Origin of the sequence: Qipengyuania soli (assembly GCF_015529805.1) — a bacterium.
Classification (GTDB): Bacteria; Pseudomonadota; Alphaproteobacteria; order Sphingomonadales; family Sphingomonadaceae; genus Qipengyuania; species Qipengyuania soli.
The window spans coordinates 1,728,918-1,746,291 of the sequence record NZ_CP064654.1 but is presented as its reverse complement, the minus strand read 5'-3'; the positions used below and the strand labels follow the sequence as shown (position 1 = coordinate 1,746,291).

At 65.3% G+C, this 17,374-nt stretch carries 14 protein-coding genes; 6 read left to right on the top strand and 8 right to left on the bottom strand.

Going from position 1 to position 17,374, the window contains the following annotated elements:
- Positions 1-9: 9 nt before the first annotated feature.
- From IRL76_RS08755 to IRL76_RS08745, 3 genes are read right to left on the bottom strand one after another with little or no spacing between them, the layout of a single operon-like run.
- Positions 10-1,263 carry an N-succinylarginine dihydrolase gene (locus tag IRL76_RS08755; protein ID WP_200980993.1) on the bottom strand — a complete coding sequence of 418 codons (1,254 nt, stop codon included), beginning with the start codon at positions 1,261-1,263 and terminating at the stop codon, positions 10-12.
- A complete protein-coding gene (locus tag IRL76_RS08750; RefSeq protein WP_200980992.1) occupies positions 1,260-2,276 on the bottom strand; it encodes an arginine N-succinyltransferase in 1,017 nt (338 codons plus the stop codon). Before IRL76_RS08750 ends, IRL76_RS08755 begins: the two co-directional genes overlap by 4 nt.
- Positions 2,273-3,481 (bottom strand): hydrolase, encoded by a 1,209-nt coding sequence (locus tag IRL76_RS08745; protein WP_200980991.1) that lies wholly within the window; start codon positions 3,479-3,481, stop codon positions 2,273-2,275. The genes IRL76_RS08750 and IRL76_RS08745 overlap by 4 nt, the downstream gene beginning before the upstream one ends.
- 140 nt (positions 3,482-3,621) lie before the next feature.
- Between IRL76_RS08745 and IRL76_RS08740 the strand changes: the two genes are divergently transcribed.
- Positions 3,622-5,718: a malate synthase G gene (locus tag IRL76_RS08740; RefSeq protein ID WP_200980990.1), complete on the top strand. Its 2,097-nt coding sequence runs from the start codon at positions 3,622-3,624 to the stop codon at positions 5,716-5,718.
- A gap of 16 nt (positions 5,719-5,734) precedes the next feature.
- On the opposite strand, the gene IRL76_RS08735 is transcribed toward IRL76_RS08740, so the two are convergent.
- Complete coding sequence (locus IRL76_RS08735) at positions 5,735-7,795, bottom strand: amidohydrolase family protein (protein ID WP_200980989.1); 2,061 nt, start codon at positions 7,793-7,795, stop codon at positions 5,735-5,737.
- 411 nt (positions 7,796-8,206) lie between these two features.
- On the opposite strand from IRL76_RS08735, the gene IRL76_RS08730 reads away from it, so the two are divergent.
- Entirely contained in the window at positions 8,207-8,926 is a 720-nt protein-coding gene (locus IRL76_RS08730) for a hypothetical protein (RefSeq protein WP_200980988.1), read from the top strand.
- Positions 8,927-8,939: 13 nt separating this feature from the next.
- Here the strand turns inward: IRL76_RS08730 and rsmA are convergent, their stop codons facing one another.
- From rsmA to IRL76_RS08710, 4 genes are all read right to left on the bottom strand, one after another.
- Positions 8,940-9,764 carry a 16S rRNA (adenine(1518)-N(6)/adenine(1519)-N(6))-dimethyltransferase RsmA gene (gene rsmA, locus IRL76_RS08725; protein ID WP_200980987.1) on the bottom strand — a complete coding sequence of 275 codons (825 nt, stop codon included), beginning with the start codon at positions 9,762-9,764 and terminating at the stop codon, positions 8,940-8,942.
- Positions 9,757-10,758 (bottom strand): 4-hydroxythreonine-4-phosphate dehydrogenase PdxA, encoded by a 1,002-nt coding sequence (gene pdxA, locus IRL76_RS08720; RefSeq protein ID WP_246449627.1) that lies wholly within the window; start codon positions 10,756-10,758, stop codon positions 9,757-9,759. Before pdxA ends, rsmA begins: the two co-directional genes overlap by 8 nt.
- A gap of 8 nt (positions 10,759-10,766) precedes the next feature.
- Positions 10,767-12,113 (bottom strand): peptidylprolyl isomerase, encoded by a 1,347-nt coding sequence (locus IRL76_RS08715; RefSeq protein WP_200980985.1) that lies wholly within the window; start codon positions 12,111-12,113, stop codon positions 10,767-10,769.
- Positions 12,114-12,257: 144 nt separating this feature from the next.
- Positions 12,258-14,594, bottom strand: a complete 2,337-nt coding sequence (locus tag IRL76_RS08710) for an LPS-assembly protein LptD (RefSeq protein ID WP_200980984.1) — start codon at positions 14,592-14,594, stop codon at positions 12,258-12,260.
- Positions 14,595-14,694: 100 nt separating this feature from the next.
- Here IRL76_RS08710 and IRL76_RS08705 point away from each other — a divergent pair, with 100 nt between their 5' ends.
- From IRL76_RS08705 to IRL76_RS08690, 4 genes are read left to right on the top strand one after another with little or no spacing between them, the layout of a single operon-like run.
- Positions 14,695-16,155, top strand: coding sequence for a leucyl aminopeptidase (locus tag IRL76_RS08705; RefSeq protein ID WP_200980983.1), 1,461 nt, complete (start codon positions 14,695-14,697; stop codon positions 16,153-16,155).
- A 19-nt stretch (positions 16,156-16,174) separates the two neighbouring features.
- On the top strand, positions 16,175-16,327 hold the full coding sequence (locus IRL76_RS08700) for a DUF2256 domain-containing protein (protein ID WP_200980982.1): 153 nt from the start codon (positions 16,175-16,177) through the stop codon (positions 16,325-16,327).
- A complete protein-coding gene (locus tag IRL76_RS08695) occupies positions 16,324-16,764 on the top strand; it encodes a DNA polymerase III subunit chi (protein ID WP_200980981.1) in 441 nt (146 codons plus the stop codon). Before IRL76_RS08700 ends, IRL76_RS08695 begins: the two co-directional genes overlap by 4 nt.
- Positions 16,765-16,803: 39 nt before the next feature.
- Positions 16,804-17,322: a hypothetical protein gene (locus tag IRL76_RS08690; protein ID WP_200980980.1), complete on the top strand. Its 519-nt coding sequence runs from the start codon at positions 16,804-16,806 to the stop codon at positions 17,320-17,322.
- Positions 17,323-17,374: the final 52 nt, after the last annotated feature.

The following is a 17,374-nucleotide window of genomic DNA, read 5'->3' as shown; positions in this document are numbered from 1 at the left end:
GTCCCGGAATTAGGCGAGTTCGTCCAAGGACAGGACAGAAAGCAACGCCTCGCGCGCTTCAATCACTGTCTTTGCAAGGGCTTGGCTGCCGATATCGGACGGATCGATCTGTTCGGGCCACATCTCTGCGATCACCGATTCGATGCGATCCGCGCGCGCCTCGTCGAGCATGAAGCGGCCATCGACCGTGGCGGGATCGGCGACCACGCGCAGGCGCAGGCAGGCGGGACCGCCGCCATTGGCCATCGACTGGCGCACATCGACCGGAATGACCTGGCGGATCGGGCCGTTCGAGGCGATCATGCTCTCGCACCAACCCCATACGGCCGAGTTGTCCTGGCACTCGCTCGGCACAACCAAGGCCATCTCGCCAGAGGGCAGGGTGAGCAGCTGCGCGTTGAAGAGGTAGGACTTGATCGCATCGGCGAGGCTGACTGCGCTGTCGGGCACTTCGACCACTTCGAGCGCGGGGAAGGCGGCGCGGATCGCGTCATAGGCACCCTGCCGGTCGGCAAAGGCGCGCTCGTGGGTGAACAGCACGCGCTCGTTGGCGACGGAGACCACGTCATTGTGGAACGCGCCTGCCTCGATCGCCTCGGGGTTCTGCTCGATGAAGACGCAGGCCTCGGGGTCTAGGCCGTGGAGGCGCGCGACCGCACGGCTGGCCTGCTCGTGCTGGCGCGCGGGGAAGCGGCCACCGGGGCGGCCATAGACGAAGACTTCGACGCCCTTCGATCCGTGCCCTTCGCAAAAGCGCATGTGGTTGGCCGCACCTTCGTCACCGAAGGTCGGCGGGACGGCGTCGTGGACTGCGAAGTGGCGCTCGTCGCCGAAGGCGATCTTCAGCTGCGCCTGCGTGTCGCGCCATTCCTGGGCGCGGTGGATCATGGTGACGAGGTTGGCAGGGGTCAGGTGGCAGCGCCCGTCCGCCGTATCGGGGGCGGGGCTGACCGTCGCCGCATTGGCGGTCCACATCGAACTCGCCGACCATGCGGCTGCGAGCAGGGCGCGGTCGTGTTGCGGATCGACCGCAAGTTGATGCAGCAGCTCGTTGTTCGGACGCGGCAGGGGCAGGAGGTAGCCCTGCGCCAGCCCGCGCGCCATGTTGCCGCGCATCTTGGCGACACCCTGCAGCGCCGCTGCGCGTGGATAGCTGGGATCGCCCTTGTGGCTCGCGCTGGCGATGTTGCCGAGGCTGAGGCCGGCGTAATTGTGCGAGGGGCCGACGATGCCGTCGAAATTGATCTCGACGAGCTTGCTCATCGCGCCACGCTCCACACTTCGTCGCCTTCGCCGACGCCGAGTACCTTGGCGCAATTGGCGTCGATCGCGACCGTTCCGTCCTCGCGCAATTCGCGCAGGCCATAAGCGCAGCGGAAGGTGTCGAGATGGCCGGTGGCGATGAGGGCCTTTTCGCCGGCTTCGACATCGGTCGACTCAAGCTTGGCCGCCACGGCCTCGCGCACGCTGCGCACCTGGTCGGTACGCGCGGTCATGGTCGGCCCGCCGTCGAAGATGTCGACATAGCCTTCTGCGGCGAAGCCCTCGTCTTCGAGCATCCGCATCGCCGCGCGTCCGGTCGGATGCGGCACGCCGATGACCTTGCGCGCCTCGCTGTTGAGCATGGCGACATAGACCGGATGCTTGGGCATCAGGTCGGCGATGAACTGGTTGCCGTTGATCGCGTTGAAATAGTCCGCTTCCTGAAAGCCCATGCCGAAGAAACGGCCCGCGACACCGTCCCAGAATGGCGATCCGCCGCGGTCGTCGATCACGCCGCGCAGTTCGGCGAGGATACGGTCGGCAAAGCGCTTCCGGTGCATCGCGACGAAGAGGTAGCGGCTGCGCGCGAGCAGCAGGCCGAGACCGCCTGCGCGGGCTGCGGGGTGGAGGAACAGCCCGCCGACTTCGGACGAACCTTCGAGATCGGTGACGAGGCTCAGCAGTTCGGCGCGCACGGTGCGGTCGAGTTCCTGGCTGTGCTGGGTCAGCGTGTTGAGGCGATAGGAATAAAACGGCCACTGCTGGCCGACCATGCTCATCAGCTGGCAGGTGCCGCGCACCTCGCCGGTCTCGCTATCTTCCAGGATGAGGACGAACTGGTCGTCGCCGATGGTATCGTCGTCGCGTCCGAAAGCGGCCGCGGCCCGTTCCAGCTTGCGGGCAAGTGCGGCGCGGTCGGCGGGCAGGTTGGTGAAGCCGCCACCGGTCAGCTTGGCCATTTCGTAAAGGTGTTCGAGGTCGCCCGTATTGGCGGCACGAAGGCGGAAGGTCACAAATGGTCTCCGGTGGAAAGCCTCGTGAGGACGAGGGCGGACAGCGCCGCGCGCTCCCTCAGCGAAGGAACGATCATGAACTCGTCGGGTGAATGGATCGCACCGCCGCGCACGCCCATGGTGTCGACCACGGGCACGCCGCAGGCGGCAATGTTGTTGCCGTCGCAGACGCCGCCGCTGGGTATCCAGCCGATGGTCTGGCCCAGTTCCGCGCCGCAGGACTTAACGAGGTCGAACAGGCGCTGCGCCTTTTCATCGACCGGCTTGGGCGGGCGGGTGACGCCGCCGTGGCGATGGATGCCTACCTCGTGCTCGGCCTTGATCGCGGCAAGGACCGCATCGAGCTGCGCGTCGAAGCGGGTCATCGCCTCGGTCGACTTGGGGCGGATGTTGAAACGCAACACGGCAAGGTCGGGGACGACGTTGTTGGCCGAGCCGCCCTCGATCTTGGCCGGGTTCACGGTGATGTCGTCCGCCGCCAGCGCGGCGATCCGCAGGACCAGGTCGGATGCCGCGACCACGGCATTGCGCCCCTCGTGCGGGTTGCGTCCAGCGTGTGCCGAGCGGCCGTGGATGGTGATCGAGTAATTGCCCGTGCCGCCGCGCGCGTGGGCCAGCGTCCCGTCGGGCAGGGCGGAGGGTTCGTAGGTCAGCGCGGCATATTTCCCGCGCGCGAGCGCCTCGATGAGGCCGCGGCTGGCGAGGCTGCCGGTTTCCTCGTCCGAATTGATCATCACATCATAGCCGACGCGGTCCGAACCCTCGACCGTCTCGAACAGCTTCAATGCGTGCAAGATGACGTCGAGCCCGCCCTTCATGTCCGCAGTGCCGGGGCCGTTGAGTGTGTCGTCGTCAAGCCAGCCGACCTGCTGAAACGGGTGGTCGACGGGGAAAACCGTGTCCATGTGCCCGGTCAAAACGAAGCGTCGCTCTGCCTGGGGGCGTACCCGCAGGACCATGTGGCGGCCATGCGGTTTCTCGAACTCGTGGCCGTCCGCCGAAATCGCGGTGACGGGTGCGGGGTCGACCAGCTCGACCGCGCCGGGCAGGGCGGAGAAGGCATCGGCCAGCACGCCGGCCATCGTGTCGAGCCCGGCAATGTTGGCGGTGCCGGTGTTGATCGCCGCCCACTCCTGCACTTCGCGCAGCATGGTTTCGCCGTCCACGGCGTCGAGCAGGGCTTGCGGGGCGCTATCCGGTTTCATCGGAAACGGTCTCTACGCTTCGCCGCGCCCGAGTCCACCCCTCGGCCATTGGGCGAGGTTGCAAAGCGGTGGATGCTTGGTATGGGGATGCCTCCTCCCCGGGACCGACATTGCCATTCGCTTACCCAACGAGGAGTTCCATGACCGAATATGTGACGCGCGCCGGTATCGAGACCGATCCGCAGCTGGCTGCCTTCATCGAAACCGAAGTGCTTGGGCCGCTGGGGCGCGATGTGGATGCCTTCTGGCAGGGATTCGCCGCGTTGCTGGGCGAGTTTGCACCGCGCAATGCCGCGCTGCTGGCCAAGCGCGATGACCTCCAGGCGCAGATCGACGCATGGCACGTCGCGCGCAAGGGCCAGCCAATCGACCAGGGTGAATACCAGGCCTTCCTGCGCGAGATCGGTTACCTCGTGACCGAGCCGGGCGATTTCGCCATCGGCACGCAGAACGTCGATCCCGAGATCGCGACCATGGCCGGACCGCAATTGGTGGTGCCGATCCTCAACGCACGCTTCCTCTTGAACGCCGCCAATGCGCGCTGGGGCAGCCTCTACGATGCCTTCTATGGCACCGATGCACTCGACGCGCCGCCCGCGCGGCCCGGCGGCTATGACGAGGAGCGAGGCGCGGCGGTGATCGCTGCGGGGCGCAAGTTCCTCGACGAGGCGCTGCCGCTGGTCGGCCAGAGCTGGGCCGACATCGCCGACGAGCACGACGGCAAGCTCCAGGACGAGAGCCAGTATGTCGGCAAGACCGCGAAGGGCCTGCTCTTCCGCCAGAACGGCCTCCACATCGAGGTCCAGTTCGACCGCGAGAGCCCGATCGGCAAGACCGACAGGGCGGGCATCTCCGATATCGTCCTCGAAGCCGCGCTGACGACCATCGCGGACTGCGAGGATTCGGTGGCTGCCGTCGATGCCGAGGACAAGCTGCTCGCCTATTCGAACTGGCTCGGCGTCATTCGCGGCGACCTTTCGGAAAGCTTCGAGAAGGGCGGACGGACCCTGACCCGCACGCTGGCAGGCGACAAGGACTACACCACGTCCGACGGCAGCGCGCACAGCCTGCCGGGCCGCAGCCTGATGTTCGTTCGCAATGTCGGCCACCTGATGACCAATCCGGCGATGCGCTGGGACGGCAGGGAAATCCCCGAGGGCATCCTCGACGCGGTCGTCACCAGCGCCATCGGCGCGCACGACGTTGCGGGTCTCGGCAAGTTCGGCAATTCGCGCCGCGGTTCGATCTACATCGTGAAGCCCAAGATGCACGGGCCCGAAGAGTGCGGTTTCACCAACGACCTGTTCGACGCGGTGGAGGACCTGCTCGGCCTGCCGCGCCACACGATCAAGGTCGGCGTGATGGACGAGGAGCGCCGTACTTCGGCCAATCTCGCCGCCTGCATCCACGCGGTGAAGGACCGCATCGTCTTCATCAACACCGGCTTCCTCGACCGTACGGGCGACGAAATCCACACCTCGATGCGAGCCGGCCCGATGCTGCGCAAGGGCGCGATGAAGACCAGCACCTGGCTCACCGCCTACGAGAAGCGCAACGTCGGCATCGGCCTCAAGCACGGCCTTTCGGGCAAGGCGCAGATCGGCAAGGGCATGTGGGCAGCACCCGACCTGATGGGCCAGATGATGGTCGAGAAGATCGGCCATTTGCGCGCCGGGGCCAATACCGCCTGGGTACCGTCGCCCACCGCCGCGACGCTCCACGCGATCCACTATCACCGCGAGGACGTGTTCGCGATCCAGAAGGGCCTCGGAGACATCCCGCCACTCGACCAGCTGCTCTCGATCCCGCTGGCCGACGGCGTGAACTGGTCGGCGGAGGAAATCCGCGAGGAACTCGACAACAACTGCCAGGGCCTGCTCGGCTACGTGGTGCGCTGGATCGACCAGGGCGTCGGCTGTTCCAAGGTGCCCGACATCAACGACGTCGGCCTGATGGAAGACCGCGCGACGCTGCGCATTTCCAGCCAGCACATCGCCAACTGGCTGCTCCACGGGGTGATCTCCAAGGAGCAGGTGATGGAATCGCTGCGCCGCATGGCCGCCAAGGTGGACCAACAGAACGCGGGCGACCCGTTCTACGAGCCGTTGCTGGCAAACGAGGGCGGCGCCGCCTTCAGCGCGGCGAAATTGCTAATCTTCCTAGGCATGGAGCAGCCGAGCGGCTACACCGAACCGCTGCTCCACGCCTGGCGGAGGCGCAAGAAGGCGGGGGGCTGACCCCCGCCGACCGGCTCTATTCGGGCATTCCCGACAGTCCGCTGGCCTTGCGCAGCGCGTCGCCCGAGAGGCGGTAGCCGTCGAGGAAGACGGTCTCCACCTTGCGCAGCTTGCCGATGTCCTGCGACACGTCGCCATCGACGAGGACGAGGTTGGCGACCTTGCCTTCGGTCACCGAGCCGAAATCCTTGTCCATGCCTGTGAGGCGGGCAGGGATGATCGTGGCGGTCTGCAGCGCCTCGGCGTTGGTCAGGCCGGCGTCCTCGTAAAGTTCGAGTTCGCGCACGAGTTCAAGGCCCCAGCCATCGGTCCCGGCGACGATCGGCGCACCCGCCTCGTGGAGACGGCCGACCAGCCCGACCAGCTTGTCGAAGCTCTTGCGGAAGTCGTCACGGGTCAGGCCGTCGAACAGCGGATAACCGGCAATCTTCCATCCGCGCGAGACGCCGGGAGGCGAGATTTTCGCAAACGGCGCATAGCCGGGGGCGATCTCGCTGCCGTCGGAAGTCAGCGCCGGTTCCCACACGACGAGCGTCGGGTCGATATAGGTCCCGCGCTCGCCAAGCTCCTTGTAGAAGGCGGTCATCTCGGGGGAATCGAGGTCAACGTCCTTGCCGTACTTGGCCGGACCTTCGAGCCGCGCGGCAGTGTTGGACTTGTCGACCACCTCCTGCGGCATGGCCTGCATCATGATGAAGTTGATGTGCGTGACCTCGTCGTAGCCCGCACGCACGGCGTCGAGCGGACGCATCCCCGCCGGGATGTGGCCGTGAACGTGCAGGCCGAGCTTGTGGGCTTCGGCTGCGGCCGGTGCGATCCAGGCGGGGGTCATCGAGGTGTAGAACTTCACCCCCCACATTCCTGCATCCTTGATCTGGTGGACCGCAGCGATCGTTTCTTCGAGCGAGGAAACCGTCAGCGAACCCTGGGCAGCAAGCGGGTCCTTGCGGTCGACGATGATCGAGGTCATGCCCTCGGGCGCCAGCAAATCGCCGGCGGCGCGCCGGGTGACGATGCTGTGCACGTCGTCGATCTCGGATCCGGGGCTGCGGTAATTGGTCATGCCGGTGGCGACATTCTGCAGCAGGTTCCAGTCGTCACCCCCACCGACGTGCCGGTGCGCATCCCAAAGGCCTGGGACGAGCGTCTTGCCCTTGCCGTCGATGACGGTGGCGAGCTTGGAGGCCTTTACCGTTCCGGCGGGGCCGACCTTGGCGATCTTGCCGTCGGCGATCAGCACCGAGCGGCCGGCGAGGTAGGTGCCCGCGAGCGAATCGAACACGGTGACATTGTCCACCAGCGTCGGGGTCTGGTTGGCTGGGGTCAGGAACGTGTGCGCGACTTCCTTGACCTTGTCGGCAGTGGCGGCATCCTGGATTTCCTTCAGCTTCAGCGCATTGGCTTCATAGCCTTCGGGCAGCATCGACATGCCGCCGGCAAATCCGAAGAGCCGGTTGTCCTCGGTCAGCCAAAAGGGCGAGGGCGAAAAGCCGTAGCCCTGCACGAAGGCGAGGCGGACTTTCTCGGGCCCGTTCGGTCCGTCGATGTCGACCAGCTGGCCGAGCGAAACCTCGGCATGTCCGGAAGGAAGGAGGTCGAGCCCCTTCTCCCCCGCAGCGATCAACCCGGCGAGATCGTTCTCCGCCGCTACCCAGGGACCGCCGTAATTGCTGTAGAACTTGCCGGCGTAAGGTGCCGATCCCTCGTCGACCGAGGTTTTCCAATGGGCGATACCGTCAGCATCGACCGTCAGGCTCTCGGTCGCGTCGCCGGAATCGGTAAAGCCGTGCACGGCAACCTTGATTGGGCGCCCATCCGCGCCGTTGACGATCGTCTGGTCGGTCTCGGTAATCCAGCCGCGCAGGCTCATCGACATGCGATAGGCCTTGGTCCCGTCGGGCTGCTCCCAAGCCCACAAATCGCCGTGCTTGCCGGCCTGCGAGACGATGACGTAGTGGCGCGCGCCATCGGGGGCGACCATCAGGTCTTCCTTCTTGGCAGGCTCTGCCAGAGCGGCAGTCGAAAGGCTGGTGGTGATGGTGAACGCAAGCAGCGATGCCGCAAGGAATTTGCGCATGGACTCGACTCCCTCCCAATAGGACCGCCGAGGGAGTGGCACTGCAATGCAGCCTCCGCAATTACTTAAGCTACATGCTACCTCGCATTAGTCGCGGACACGCCCGTGATCGGGCCTCTCCTGACGCCGATTGGGAAACCATCGGCAATCCGTCGTGCCTCCATCATGGTCGCGTGAGCCATGGGCATTCACCTTCTCGGACAAACGAGGAGAAGCGTGATGTCAAAGGGTTCAAATATCTTGGCAAGCATCCTGGCCACCTGCCTGCTCGCTTCATGCGGGGGTGACGATGGTATGCCGACTTCGGGTGGGGGTGGGACCAGTTCTACACCAACTCCCACCCCAACTCCCACCCCGACCCCGACACCGGTGGGAGCTACGGACAAGATCATTTACAATGCGACAGAGTCGATGCTGTTCGCCGATGCGGGGCAATATTTCACCGATGGGGGCCTGCGGCTTGCGTTCGACGCACCGACGGGGACCTACCACGTCACCAATCCAGCTTCGACTTCCTTCGAGATCGTCGAGCGTAACCCGAACTACGCACCCCAGGCCGGCGACCCCTGGGTGGTGTTCATCGTCGGGGGCTATCTGAGCCTCAATCTCAGGGTGTCGGGCGGATATTCGGATTCTGATCTGCGTTATCTCTATTCCAACCTCATAACCTGGAGTTTCGGATCATCTCCCTCCGTCGCACTCGGAACGACAGCTGTCGGCATGCCGGGGCCGGGCCTTACGAGCGGCAGTGCGATCTACGAGGGCAGGTTCGAAGTCGAAAGCTCTCGCCGGGTGGTTTACGAAGGAACGCCTGTGCCGGACATGTTCGATGGCACTGTACAGCTCGTCTTCGATGCATCGGCAAATACGGCGAGGCTGACCTTGGTCCCTTCGCCATCCGGTGACGCCGATCCGGATTCCGTCACTCCTGTTGACCTTGTCTGGAGCGCCGGTGCCTCGCTGTTCCACCAGCCAGACCCTGCAAGTTCCACCAGCCTGAATTATCCGGTGATAGGTCGGTTTGCGGGACCGGCCGGACAAGAGCTGATAGGCGGGGTGCGGTTCGAATATACCTCGAAGGCCGACGGCAAGACCTACGAGGCGAGGGGGGCCTTCGTAGCCAAGAAATGATGCGGGTGTCGGCTCAGCGCGACAGCGTGCGCGCAAGCTCGACGAACTCCGCCACGCTAACCGTTTCGGCGCGGCGCTGGGGGTCGATGCCCAGTGCCTCGGCAGCCTCGACCGCGCCGGGTACGCCCTTGAGGCTCTGGCGCAGCATCTTGCGACGCTGGCCGAAGGCGGCCTCGGTCAGGCGTTCGAGCACGCGGGCGCTGACGCCATCGGGCATTGCATCCGGCTCGACATGGACAATGGCGCTCATGACCTTGGGCGGCGGGGTGAAGGCGCTGCGGTGGACCTTCATCGCCATCTTCGCCTTGGAACGCCACTGCGCGAGGACGGCAAGACGGCCATAGGCGGAGGTGTCCGGTGCGGCGACGATGCGCTGTGCGACTTCCTGCTGGAACATCAGCGTCAGGCTGGTCCACAGCGGGGGCCATTCCTCGCCCCCAAGCCACCGTACGAACAGTGCGGTGCCGACATTGTAGGGCAGGTTGGAGAGGACCGCGAAGGGCTCGCCGCCCATCAGTTCGCCATGGTCGATCTTGAGCGCATCGCCCTCGATCACGCGCAACTGGCCGTGAAAGGCCTCGCCCAGTTCGGCAAGCGCGGGAAGGCAGCGCCGGTCCATCTCGATCGCGGTCACGCGCGCTCCGGCTCGGAGAAGGGCGCGGGTCAGGCCGCCCGGACCGGGTCCGACCTCGAGCACTTGCCTGCCGGCAAGGTCGCCGGGAATGGCGGCAATGCGGTCGAGCAATTGCTCGTCGAAAAGGAAGTTCTGGCCGAGCGCCTTGGACGCGGAGAGCCCGTGGCGCGCAATCACTTCGCGCAAGGGAGGGAGATCAGCCATGCGCGGCCCGTCGTGCGGCAATCTCGCCTGCCATCTTCAGGGCCGCAATCATCGCGCCGGGATCGGCGATGTTCCTGCCCGCGATGTCGAAAGCGGTGCCGTGGTCGGGGCTGGTCCGAACGATGGGCAGGCCCAGCGTCACGTTGACGCCCTCGTCGAAATCGAGCGCCTTGAGGGGCACGAGCGCCTGGTCGTGATACATTGCCAGCGCCACGTCGTAGGTCGCGCGGGCGCGCGGCGTGAAGATCGCGTCGGCGGGGTGGGGCCCTGTCACCGCGAAGCCCTCGTCGCGCAGCTGCGCTATGGCGGGTTCGATGATCTCGCGTTCCTCGGTGCCGAACTTGCCACCTTCGCCGGCGTGCGGATTGAGGCCGCAGATCGCGATGCGCGGCGCGGGGATGCCGAAATCGCGGCGCAGCGCATCGGCAACGATGCGGGCCTTGGCGTAGATCATGGAAGTAGTGAGGGAGCCGGGCACGTCGGCCAGCGCGCAGTGCACGGTGAGTGGCACTGCCTTGAGGCTCGGCCCAGCCAGCATCATCACCCCGTCGTCGACCGGCAAGCCGCAGGCGAAGGCGAGGAATTCGGTCTGGCCGGGAAATTCGAAGCCGACCTTGGCCAGCTGTGATTTTGCCACCGGCGCGGTGACGATGCCGCCGGCCTTGCCGAGCAAAGCCATGCGCGTGGCTTCCGCGAGCGACGACAACGCCAGTGCCGCGCCTTGCTCGTCGGGGAGGCCGGGCATGTACTCGCAATCGTCGACGCCCATGACCGGTATGCCGCGTGCGAAGGCCTCGCTCGCCTCGTCCGGCTCGTCGATCCGCACAACCGGGCAATCGAGCTTGCGGGAGCCTGCCGCAGCTTCGAGCAATCCCGCCCCGCCGACGACGAAGAAGGGCGCGAGGTCCTTTTCGGTGCGTCGCGCCCAGCTTGCGGCGATGATCTCGGGCCCGATCCCCGCCGGATCACCGATGGATACGGCGAGGGGAGCCACGGCCTGCGTCAATTGTACTCGATGTAGGCGTCGTTGCGCAGGTCGCGCAGGTAACGCTGGGCACGCTTCTGGATACGCTCGTCCTCGAGCTGGCCCATCAGCGTGTCGAAGTCCGGACCCGCCGCCGACTTGGGATCGTCGCGACCGCAGAGCATGAGCACGCGGACGCTGTCGTCGATTGAGCCGAACGGCGGCGAAAGCTGGCCGACCTGCATCTGCAGCATGATCTGCTGGAGCTGTTCGGGCAGCGCGCGGACCGCGATCTGGTCGTTGGTCACTACCGTTGCACCAAGTGCGCCGGCGGCGTTTTCCGCATCACCACAACCGCGAACCTGGCCGATACCCTGGAGGAAGGTCTGGAGTTTGCTGTTGCGATCCGCGCCGGACATCCCCGGTTCGAAAGACAGCTGGATCTGCTTGAGCGAAAGCATCGCGTCGCGCGGGTCGGCCATCAGGACCTGACGCTTGTCGATGAGGACACCGATCCAGTAGCCGCCGGGAATCTCGATCGGACCAACCAGCTGGCCGGGGCTCATTTCTGCGGCCACCGCTTCAAGAGTTGCGTTCTTGAGCTGTCCGAGCTGGATCCAGCCGAGGTCGCCGCCGACCGCAGCGGTCGACGCTTCGGAGAACTGGCGGGCATAGGCAACGAAGCTGCCGCCCTGGCGCAGCTGTTCGACGATCTTCTCGGCATTGGCCTTGACCTGCCCCGCATTTTCAGGGGTCGCCGAAAGATAGATTTCGCCGAGACGATACTCGTCGGTACCGCGGCTGGCTTCGAGCCGCTGGATGAGTTCGTTCACCTCGTCGGTCGATACGTTGACGAAGGGCGCGACATTGCGACGCAACAGGCGCTGCCAGGCGAGTTCGCCCTGGATCTGGCGCTTGAGCGAAGCGGGCGAGGATCCGATCGAGCGCAGGTATTCGTCCATCGCCTGCGGGCGCTGTTCGAAATTCTGCGCAGCGACGCGGGCATAGGTCTGGTCGATTTCGGCCTGCGGGATATCCATTTCCTGCGCCTGCGCAGCCTGGATCTGCAGCGTTTCGTCGATCAGGTTACGCAGCACCTGCATCTTGACGCGCTCGAGCTCCTCGTCGGGAATGCCCTGCCGGTTGGCCGCCACGAGAAGCGCGGTGCGCTGGTCAACGTCGGTCCCGGTGATCACGTAGCCGTTCACAACCGCGGTCGCCTTGCGGACGTTGGGATTGGCATTTCCGAGCACGCTGACATTTGCCGGAAGGTTCAGCGGGGCGTCAGCGCCAGCCGCTTCCTGGGCCGCGCCAGCGACTGGCGACAGCGCCAGACTGGTCGCCGCTGCGAACGAGAGGAACTTGGAAATCGAGTGTGCGCTCACGTGTGATACCCAGTTGCGATACGGCCAGCGTATCCGGATTGAGCCAGGCCTGTGCCGCTGCGCGGCTTAACCAAAGCTGATTGCCCCATAATTTCGGCGTGGCGGCGGATAGCGTGTTTGCGCTGGGCTGCCAACGGTTGCGCCTTAGCGAAATCCCAGATTTCGCAAACTGAAATATAGCTGGAAGGTATTGCCGCGCCGGGCATCGCCCGAGTTCACGTAGTCGCGCCGCCAGGTCAGGCCCATTTCGAGACAGTCGTCGGCATAGGCAATGCCGAGGCGGGTGCGGATCGGTTCGAACCCGTCGGACTGCAGTGTCGGGTCCTCCTCGCGATCAGTCAGATTGAACACGCCCGATCCGAACAGCGACCAGTAGTTGGCAAAAGCGACACGCACTGCGCCGCGCAATTCCTCGCGGTCCTGCAAATCCTCGACCTGGGTAATGTCGCGATTGAGGCGCAGGTAGCCGAGTTCGACGTAAGTGCGGCTGGTCCCGACCGTCGCATCGACCTCGTTGCGGCGAACCGCGAAATTGTCCTTGTCGAGCCGGAAGCGGTGGGTGAGCTTCACGAGGTCGCGATAACGCACTTCGGTGCGACCGACGAAGTCCGAAACCTGCTCAGATAGTCCCGTCCCGTCGGGCAGGATGTCGCGATCGGTATCGAAGCGATAGGACTGGCCCAGCGTAGTCTTCAGTTCCCAATCGGGAATGCGCAGCTGCCAGTCGAAGCCATAGGTGATCCGCGCCCCGTCCTCGACTCGGTCGTACCCGGGAAAACGGTTGAGCGCGAAGAGGTTCGAATCCTCGAGGTCGATCGCGCGGGCATCCTCGTTGGGAATGGCGAGGTTGCGGATCGGCGGCGTCGCGACCAGCTGCACGCGCGGAGTGAACACCTGCTCGCCGCCGAACGCCTGCCCGACGAAGGGCCATTCGACGTCGACTGCAGCGAGTGCGACACCGCGTGTCTGCCAGCCCGGATTGCCGCGATAGGACGCGGTATCGGTCAGATAGTTTTCGTCGGAATGGTAGACGTCGCCGCGCACGAGGCCGGTCAGCGTCACCACCTGGCCAAGGCCGGTGACGCGGCTGAGATCCCACTGCGCCTTGGCAAAGGCACGCTGTGTGTCCTGTCCCGTGCTGCGCGCGATGGCGAGCGTATTCGCCTGCAATTCGACCTTGCCGCCGAGAACCGGCTCGTCGAGGCGGTAACGGAAGTCGATGACGGGCAGGGCAACGGGCACCTCGCCCTGCGGCTGGTTGAGACGCAGCGTCTGCGTTGCCCAGCCGGACAGCGAGAAATAGCTGTTGTCGACAATGCGCTCGGCATTGAACATCGAACGCAGGCGGTCGTCGCGGCTTATGTCGTAACGGCGCAGGAAGGTCCGGTCGCTGGCCACGCGGATCGAGCTCGTCAGGCTCCATGACGGGGAGAACTGGAACTTGCCGTTGGTGAACAGGTAGCCGCGGAAGTCCTTGGACTGGGTCGGCGTGGTGCTGGCGATGCCAACACGCTCGCTATAGGTCGCGTAGCCAGAGATCTGGTAGGCGCCCTTGTCGGTCAGGTGACGCCACTGCGCCCCGACCATCGGCGGCGCCTCGCTATAGACATGCGCGTTGAGCGTCAGGTCCTTGTTGTTGCCAAGCCGCAGGTAATAGCTGCCGCTGACCTCGACGCCGTTGCTTTCGGAAAAGCGCAGGTCGGGAACGAGGAAGCCGGATACAGCACCGCCATCGGTTCGCACGGCCAGCCCGGGCAACGGCAGGATGCGCATGCCGAAGAGCTCGAGGAAGGCGCCGCGAAAGGAAATGCGTTGCTGGTCGGGATCGTAGATCACCCGTTCGGCGGTGATCCGCCAGCTCGGCTCCTTGGGACACCCATCGGGCGTCACGACCTCACAGCCCGAATAGACCGCCTGGCTCAGCGCCACGGTCCCGTCGCTTTCGCGAATCCCCTTGTTGGCGGCAAGGCGGCCGCCCTGGCGCAGGGCGAGGAGGAGGTTGTCCATCGCGCCCGCTTCGAATTCGTCGGTCAGTTCGATGCGGTCGGTGAAGAGCTGGTTGCCGTTCTCGTCGACGAAACGGACCCGCCCTTCGGCAAGGATGACACCGGTTCGCCTGCTCCAGCTGACCGAATCCGCGCGAAGCGAGCGGTCTTCGCTGCGCAGCACGACATTGCCGGTTGCAGTCACGATGTCCGCATCGGAATCGTAGGAGAGGATATCCGCCTCGAAGGCGATCTGCCGATTGCCTTCTGCGTCCACGCCCGGCCCGGTCGTGGCGGGCGGCGGATCGAGTTCGGGATAGGGTGCCTGCAACGAAGGCTGGTCGCCCGGCTGGCCCTGCGGATCGACCACCGTGCCGAGATCGTCGGCAGCATCCTGCGCGGCAAGCGGCGCGGCCATGGCGAGCGCCGAAGCCAGCGCGAGCGAACGCGCCGCCAGCCGGCTGGCTTCGAAAGCTGTCTCGGCGGGCGGGACCATGCCTTGCCTATCGCATCGGCCACGCCTAATCGCAATCGCCATCCTACGGGGCGTTCCGCAGGCCGGTCCGTCGCCACCAGCAAATTCTTCGGGAGAACCCATGCACATCCAGTTCAGCCAGACCCGTCCGCAATCGGCGCGCCTTCTTGCGCATGTCGTCGACAAGGGCAAGCTGCCATCGGATATAGAAAAATCGATCAGCGAAGGTGCCGCCGCAGCCCGCTTCAAGGGCAATGCAGGACAGCTCTTCGAAGGCTTCGTCGAACGTGACGGCAATGTCGTCCACCTCGCGCTGGTGGGCGCCGGCGACAAGAGCGACGAGGGCCGTCAGGCGAATCTGGAAAAGGCCGGCGCAGCGCTGACCGCCAAATACCAGTGCAGCGGTTACGGCGAGCTGCTGCTCGACCTTGCGGGCAGCGGCCTTTCGGCAAGCGATACTGCGGCGGTCCTCCTCGGACTGCGCCTGCGCAACTGGCGTTACGACATCTACCGCACCAAGATGAAGGACGAGCAGAAGGTCACGCTCGAAACCGTCACCGTGGTCAATGCGCCCGAGGGTGCCGAAGCAGCCTGGGCGGAAATGTCCCACCTCGCGGCCGGTGTGGAATTTACTCGCGAACTCGTCACCGAGCCCGCCAACATCATCTACCCCGAAAGCTTCGTCGAACGGTGCCGCAAGCGGTTCGAAGGCACGGGTGCGGAGCTGATCGTGCTCGACGAATACCAGATGGAACAGCTCGGCATGGGCTCGCTCCTCGGTGTTGGCCTCGGCTCGGAGAAGGAATCGCGCATCCTCGCGATCCGCTGGAACGGCGGCAAGCCGGGTGAGGCGCCGACCGCGTTCGTGGGCAAGGGCGTCACCTTCGACACCGGCGGCATCAGCCTGAAGCCGGGGCCGGGCATGTGGGACATGAAGTGGGACATGGGCGGCGCAGGTGCCGTGGCTGGTGCCATGCTCGCCATCGTCGGGCGCAAGGCCAAGGCCAATGTCGTCGGCGTGATGGGCCTCGTCGAGAACATGCCCGACGGCAAGGCGCAGCGTCCCGGCGACGTCGTGACGTCCATGTCCGGGCAGACGATCGAGGTGCTCAACACCGACGCCGAAGGGCGCCTGGTCCTTGCCGATGCGCTGCACTGGACGCAGGAAGAGTTCCAGCCCGCGCGCGTCATCGACTTCGCCACGCTGACCGGCGCGATGATCATCGCGCTCGGCCATGAACATGGCGGCCTGTTCTCGAACAACGACAAGCTGGCAAAGGACCTGACCGAAGCGGGTCTCGCGACGGGTGACAAGCTGTGGCGGATGCCGCTTGGACCGGCCTATGACAAGCTGATCGATAGCCCGATCGCCGACATGAAGAACATCGGCGACAAGGGCGCCGGGTCGATTACCGCAGCCCAGTTCCTCCAGCGCTTCATCGCCGACGATACGGCTTGGGCGCACTGCGACATCGCGGGCATGGTCTGGTCGGACAAGCCGGGGCAGACCTGGGCCAAGGGCGCGACCGGCTATGGCGTGCGCCTTATGGACCGGCTGATCGCCGACACGGCCGAGAAGTAAGGACGAGGGAGGTCCCCCGATGGCGAAAATGCGCCGCAAGGGGGACCTGCCGACCAAGACCTGCGCCACCTGCGGCCTCGAGTTCGCCTGGCGCAAGAAGTGGGCGAAGGACTGGGACGAGGTGAAATACTGCTCCGAACGGTGCCGGCGGAACAAGGGCGTACCTGCGTGAGGGTCGACTTCTACCAGCTCAGCCGCGATCCGGTGGATCTGACCGTGGCCAAGCTTGCCCGCAAGGCCTTGCAGGCGGGCGAACGGCTGGTGGTCGTGAGCAGCGACAGTTCTCAGCGCGAGGCTGTTTCCAAGGCGCTGTGGGAGCAGGGTGGTTCCGCCTTCCTTGCCCATGGCAATGCCGGCGAGCCGCACGAGGCACGCCAGCCGATCCTGCTATCCGATAGCTGTGTCGCACCCAACGAAGCGCGCATGGCGATCATCGCCGACGGCACCTGGCGCGAGGAAGCTTCGGGTTTTGCGCGGGTCATGTTGCTGTTCGATCCGCAGGGACGCGATGCTGCTGCGCAATTGTGGCGCCGCTTTGCCGCGGACGAGGCGGTCGACAACCGAATATTCAAGCAGGATACCAACGGTTCTTGGCGCGAAGGCGCCTAATTCCTACCTAAGTCCCCGATACAGGGGAGAATTTCTACAATGCGTCTTCTGCTTCTGGTCGGCCCTATGCTGCTGGCTGCCTGCAGTCCGGGTAACAAGGAAGCGGCGGACGCGGAAACCACCTCTAACGAGGTCGGCTCCTATGAAATGAGCGGCGGTGAAACCACTGCCCGCATCCGCGCGGAAGACGGTTCAATTACCTCCATGCGGTCCGGTTCCCAGGTTCCCGTTAGCCTGCCTGCGGGCTTTTCCGTCGCGCCCGGCCTCACAGTGCTCAACAACACCCATGTCGAGCGCGGCGACGCGCGCTACGTCCTGCTGACAATGGAGGGCGCGCAACCGGTTGCGCAGGTTGTCGGTTTCTATCGCAAGCAGGCCGAAGCCGCCGGCATCGAGGTCAATGTCGATGTGACAGCCGCTGATTCGACCACGATTGCGGGAGAAAGCCGGTCGGGGCTGGCCTTCTCGCTGATGGCCGGCCGTAGCGGCGACAAAACCACCGTGCAGCTGACCCTCAACAAGGGCATGGATCGATCGACGCAAGGCGGAGGCCTCTAGCCTCTTGCCCGCGCGCACGCGCGGCGCTAGGGGCGCGCGCAATCCAATTCCC

Excerpts from the sequence above, each read along its gene's own strand:
- IRL76_RS08755 (WP_200980993.1), bottom strand. The coding sequence starts at position 1,263 with ATGAGCAAGCTCGTCGAGATCAATTTCGACGGCATCGTCGGCCCCTCG.
- rsmA (WP_200980987.1), bottom strand. The coding sequence starts at position 9,764 with ATGGCTGATCTCCCTCCCTTGCGCGAAGTGATTGCGCGCCACGGGCTC.
- IRL76_RS08710 (WP_200980984.1), bottom strand. The coding sequence starts at position 14,594 with ATGGTCCCGCCCGCCGAGACAGCTTTCGAAGCCAGCCGGCTGGCGGCG.
- IRL76_RS08705 (WP_200980983.1), top strand. The coding sequence starts at position 14,695 with ATGCACATCCAGTTCAGCCAGACCCGTCCGCAATCGGCGCGCCTTCTT.
- IRL76_RS08730 (WP_200980988.1), top strand. The coding sequence starts at position 8,207 with ATGCTGTTCGCCGATGCGGGGCAATATTTCACCGATGGGGGCCTGCGG.
- IRL76_RS08700 (WP_200980982.1), top strand. The coding sequence starts at position 16,175 with ATGGCGAAAATGCGCCGCAAGGGGGACCTGCCGACCAAGACCTGCGCC.
- IRL76_RS08745 (WP_200980991.1), bottom strand. The coding sequence starts at position 3,481 with ATGAAACCGGATAGCGCCCCGCAAGCCCTGCTCGACGCCGTGGACGGC.
- IRL76_RS08735 (WP_200980989.1), bottom strand. The coding sequence starts at position 7,795 with ATGCGCAAATTCCTTGCGGCATCGCTGCTTGCGTTCACCATCACCACC.
- IRL76_RS08740 (WP_200980990.1), top strand. The coding sequence starts at position 3,622 with ATGACCGAATATGTGACGCGCGCCGGTATCGAGACCGATCCGCAGCTG.
- IRL76_RS08690 (WP_200980980.1), top strand. The coding sequence starts at position 16,804 with ATGCGTCTTCTGCTTCTGGTCGGCCCTATGCTGCTGGCTGCCTGCAGT.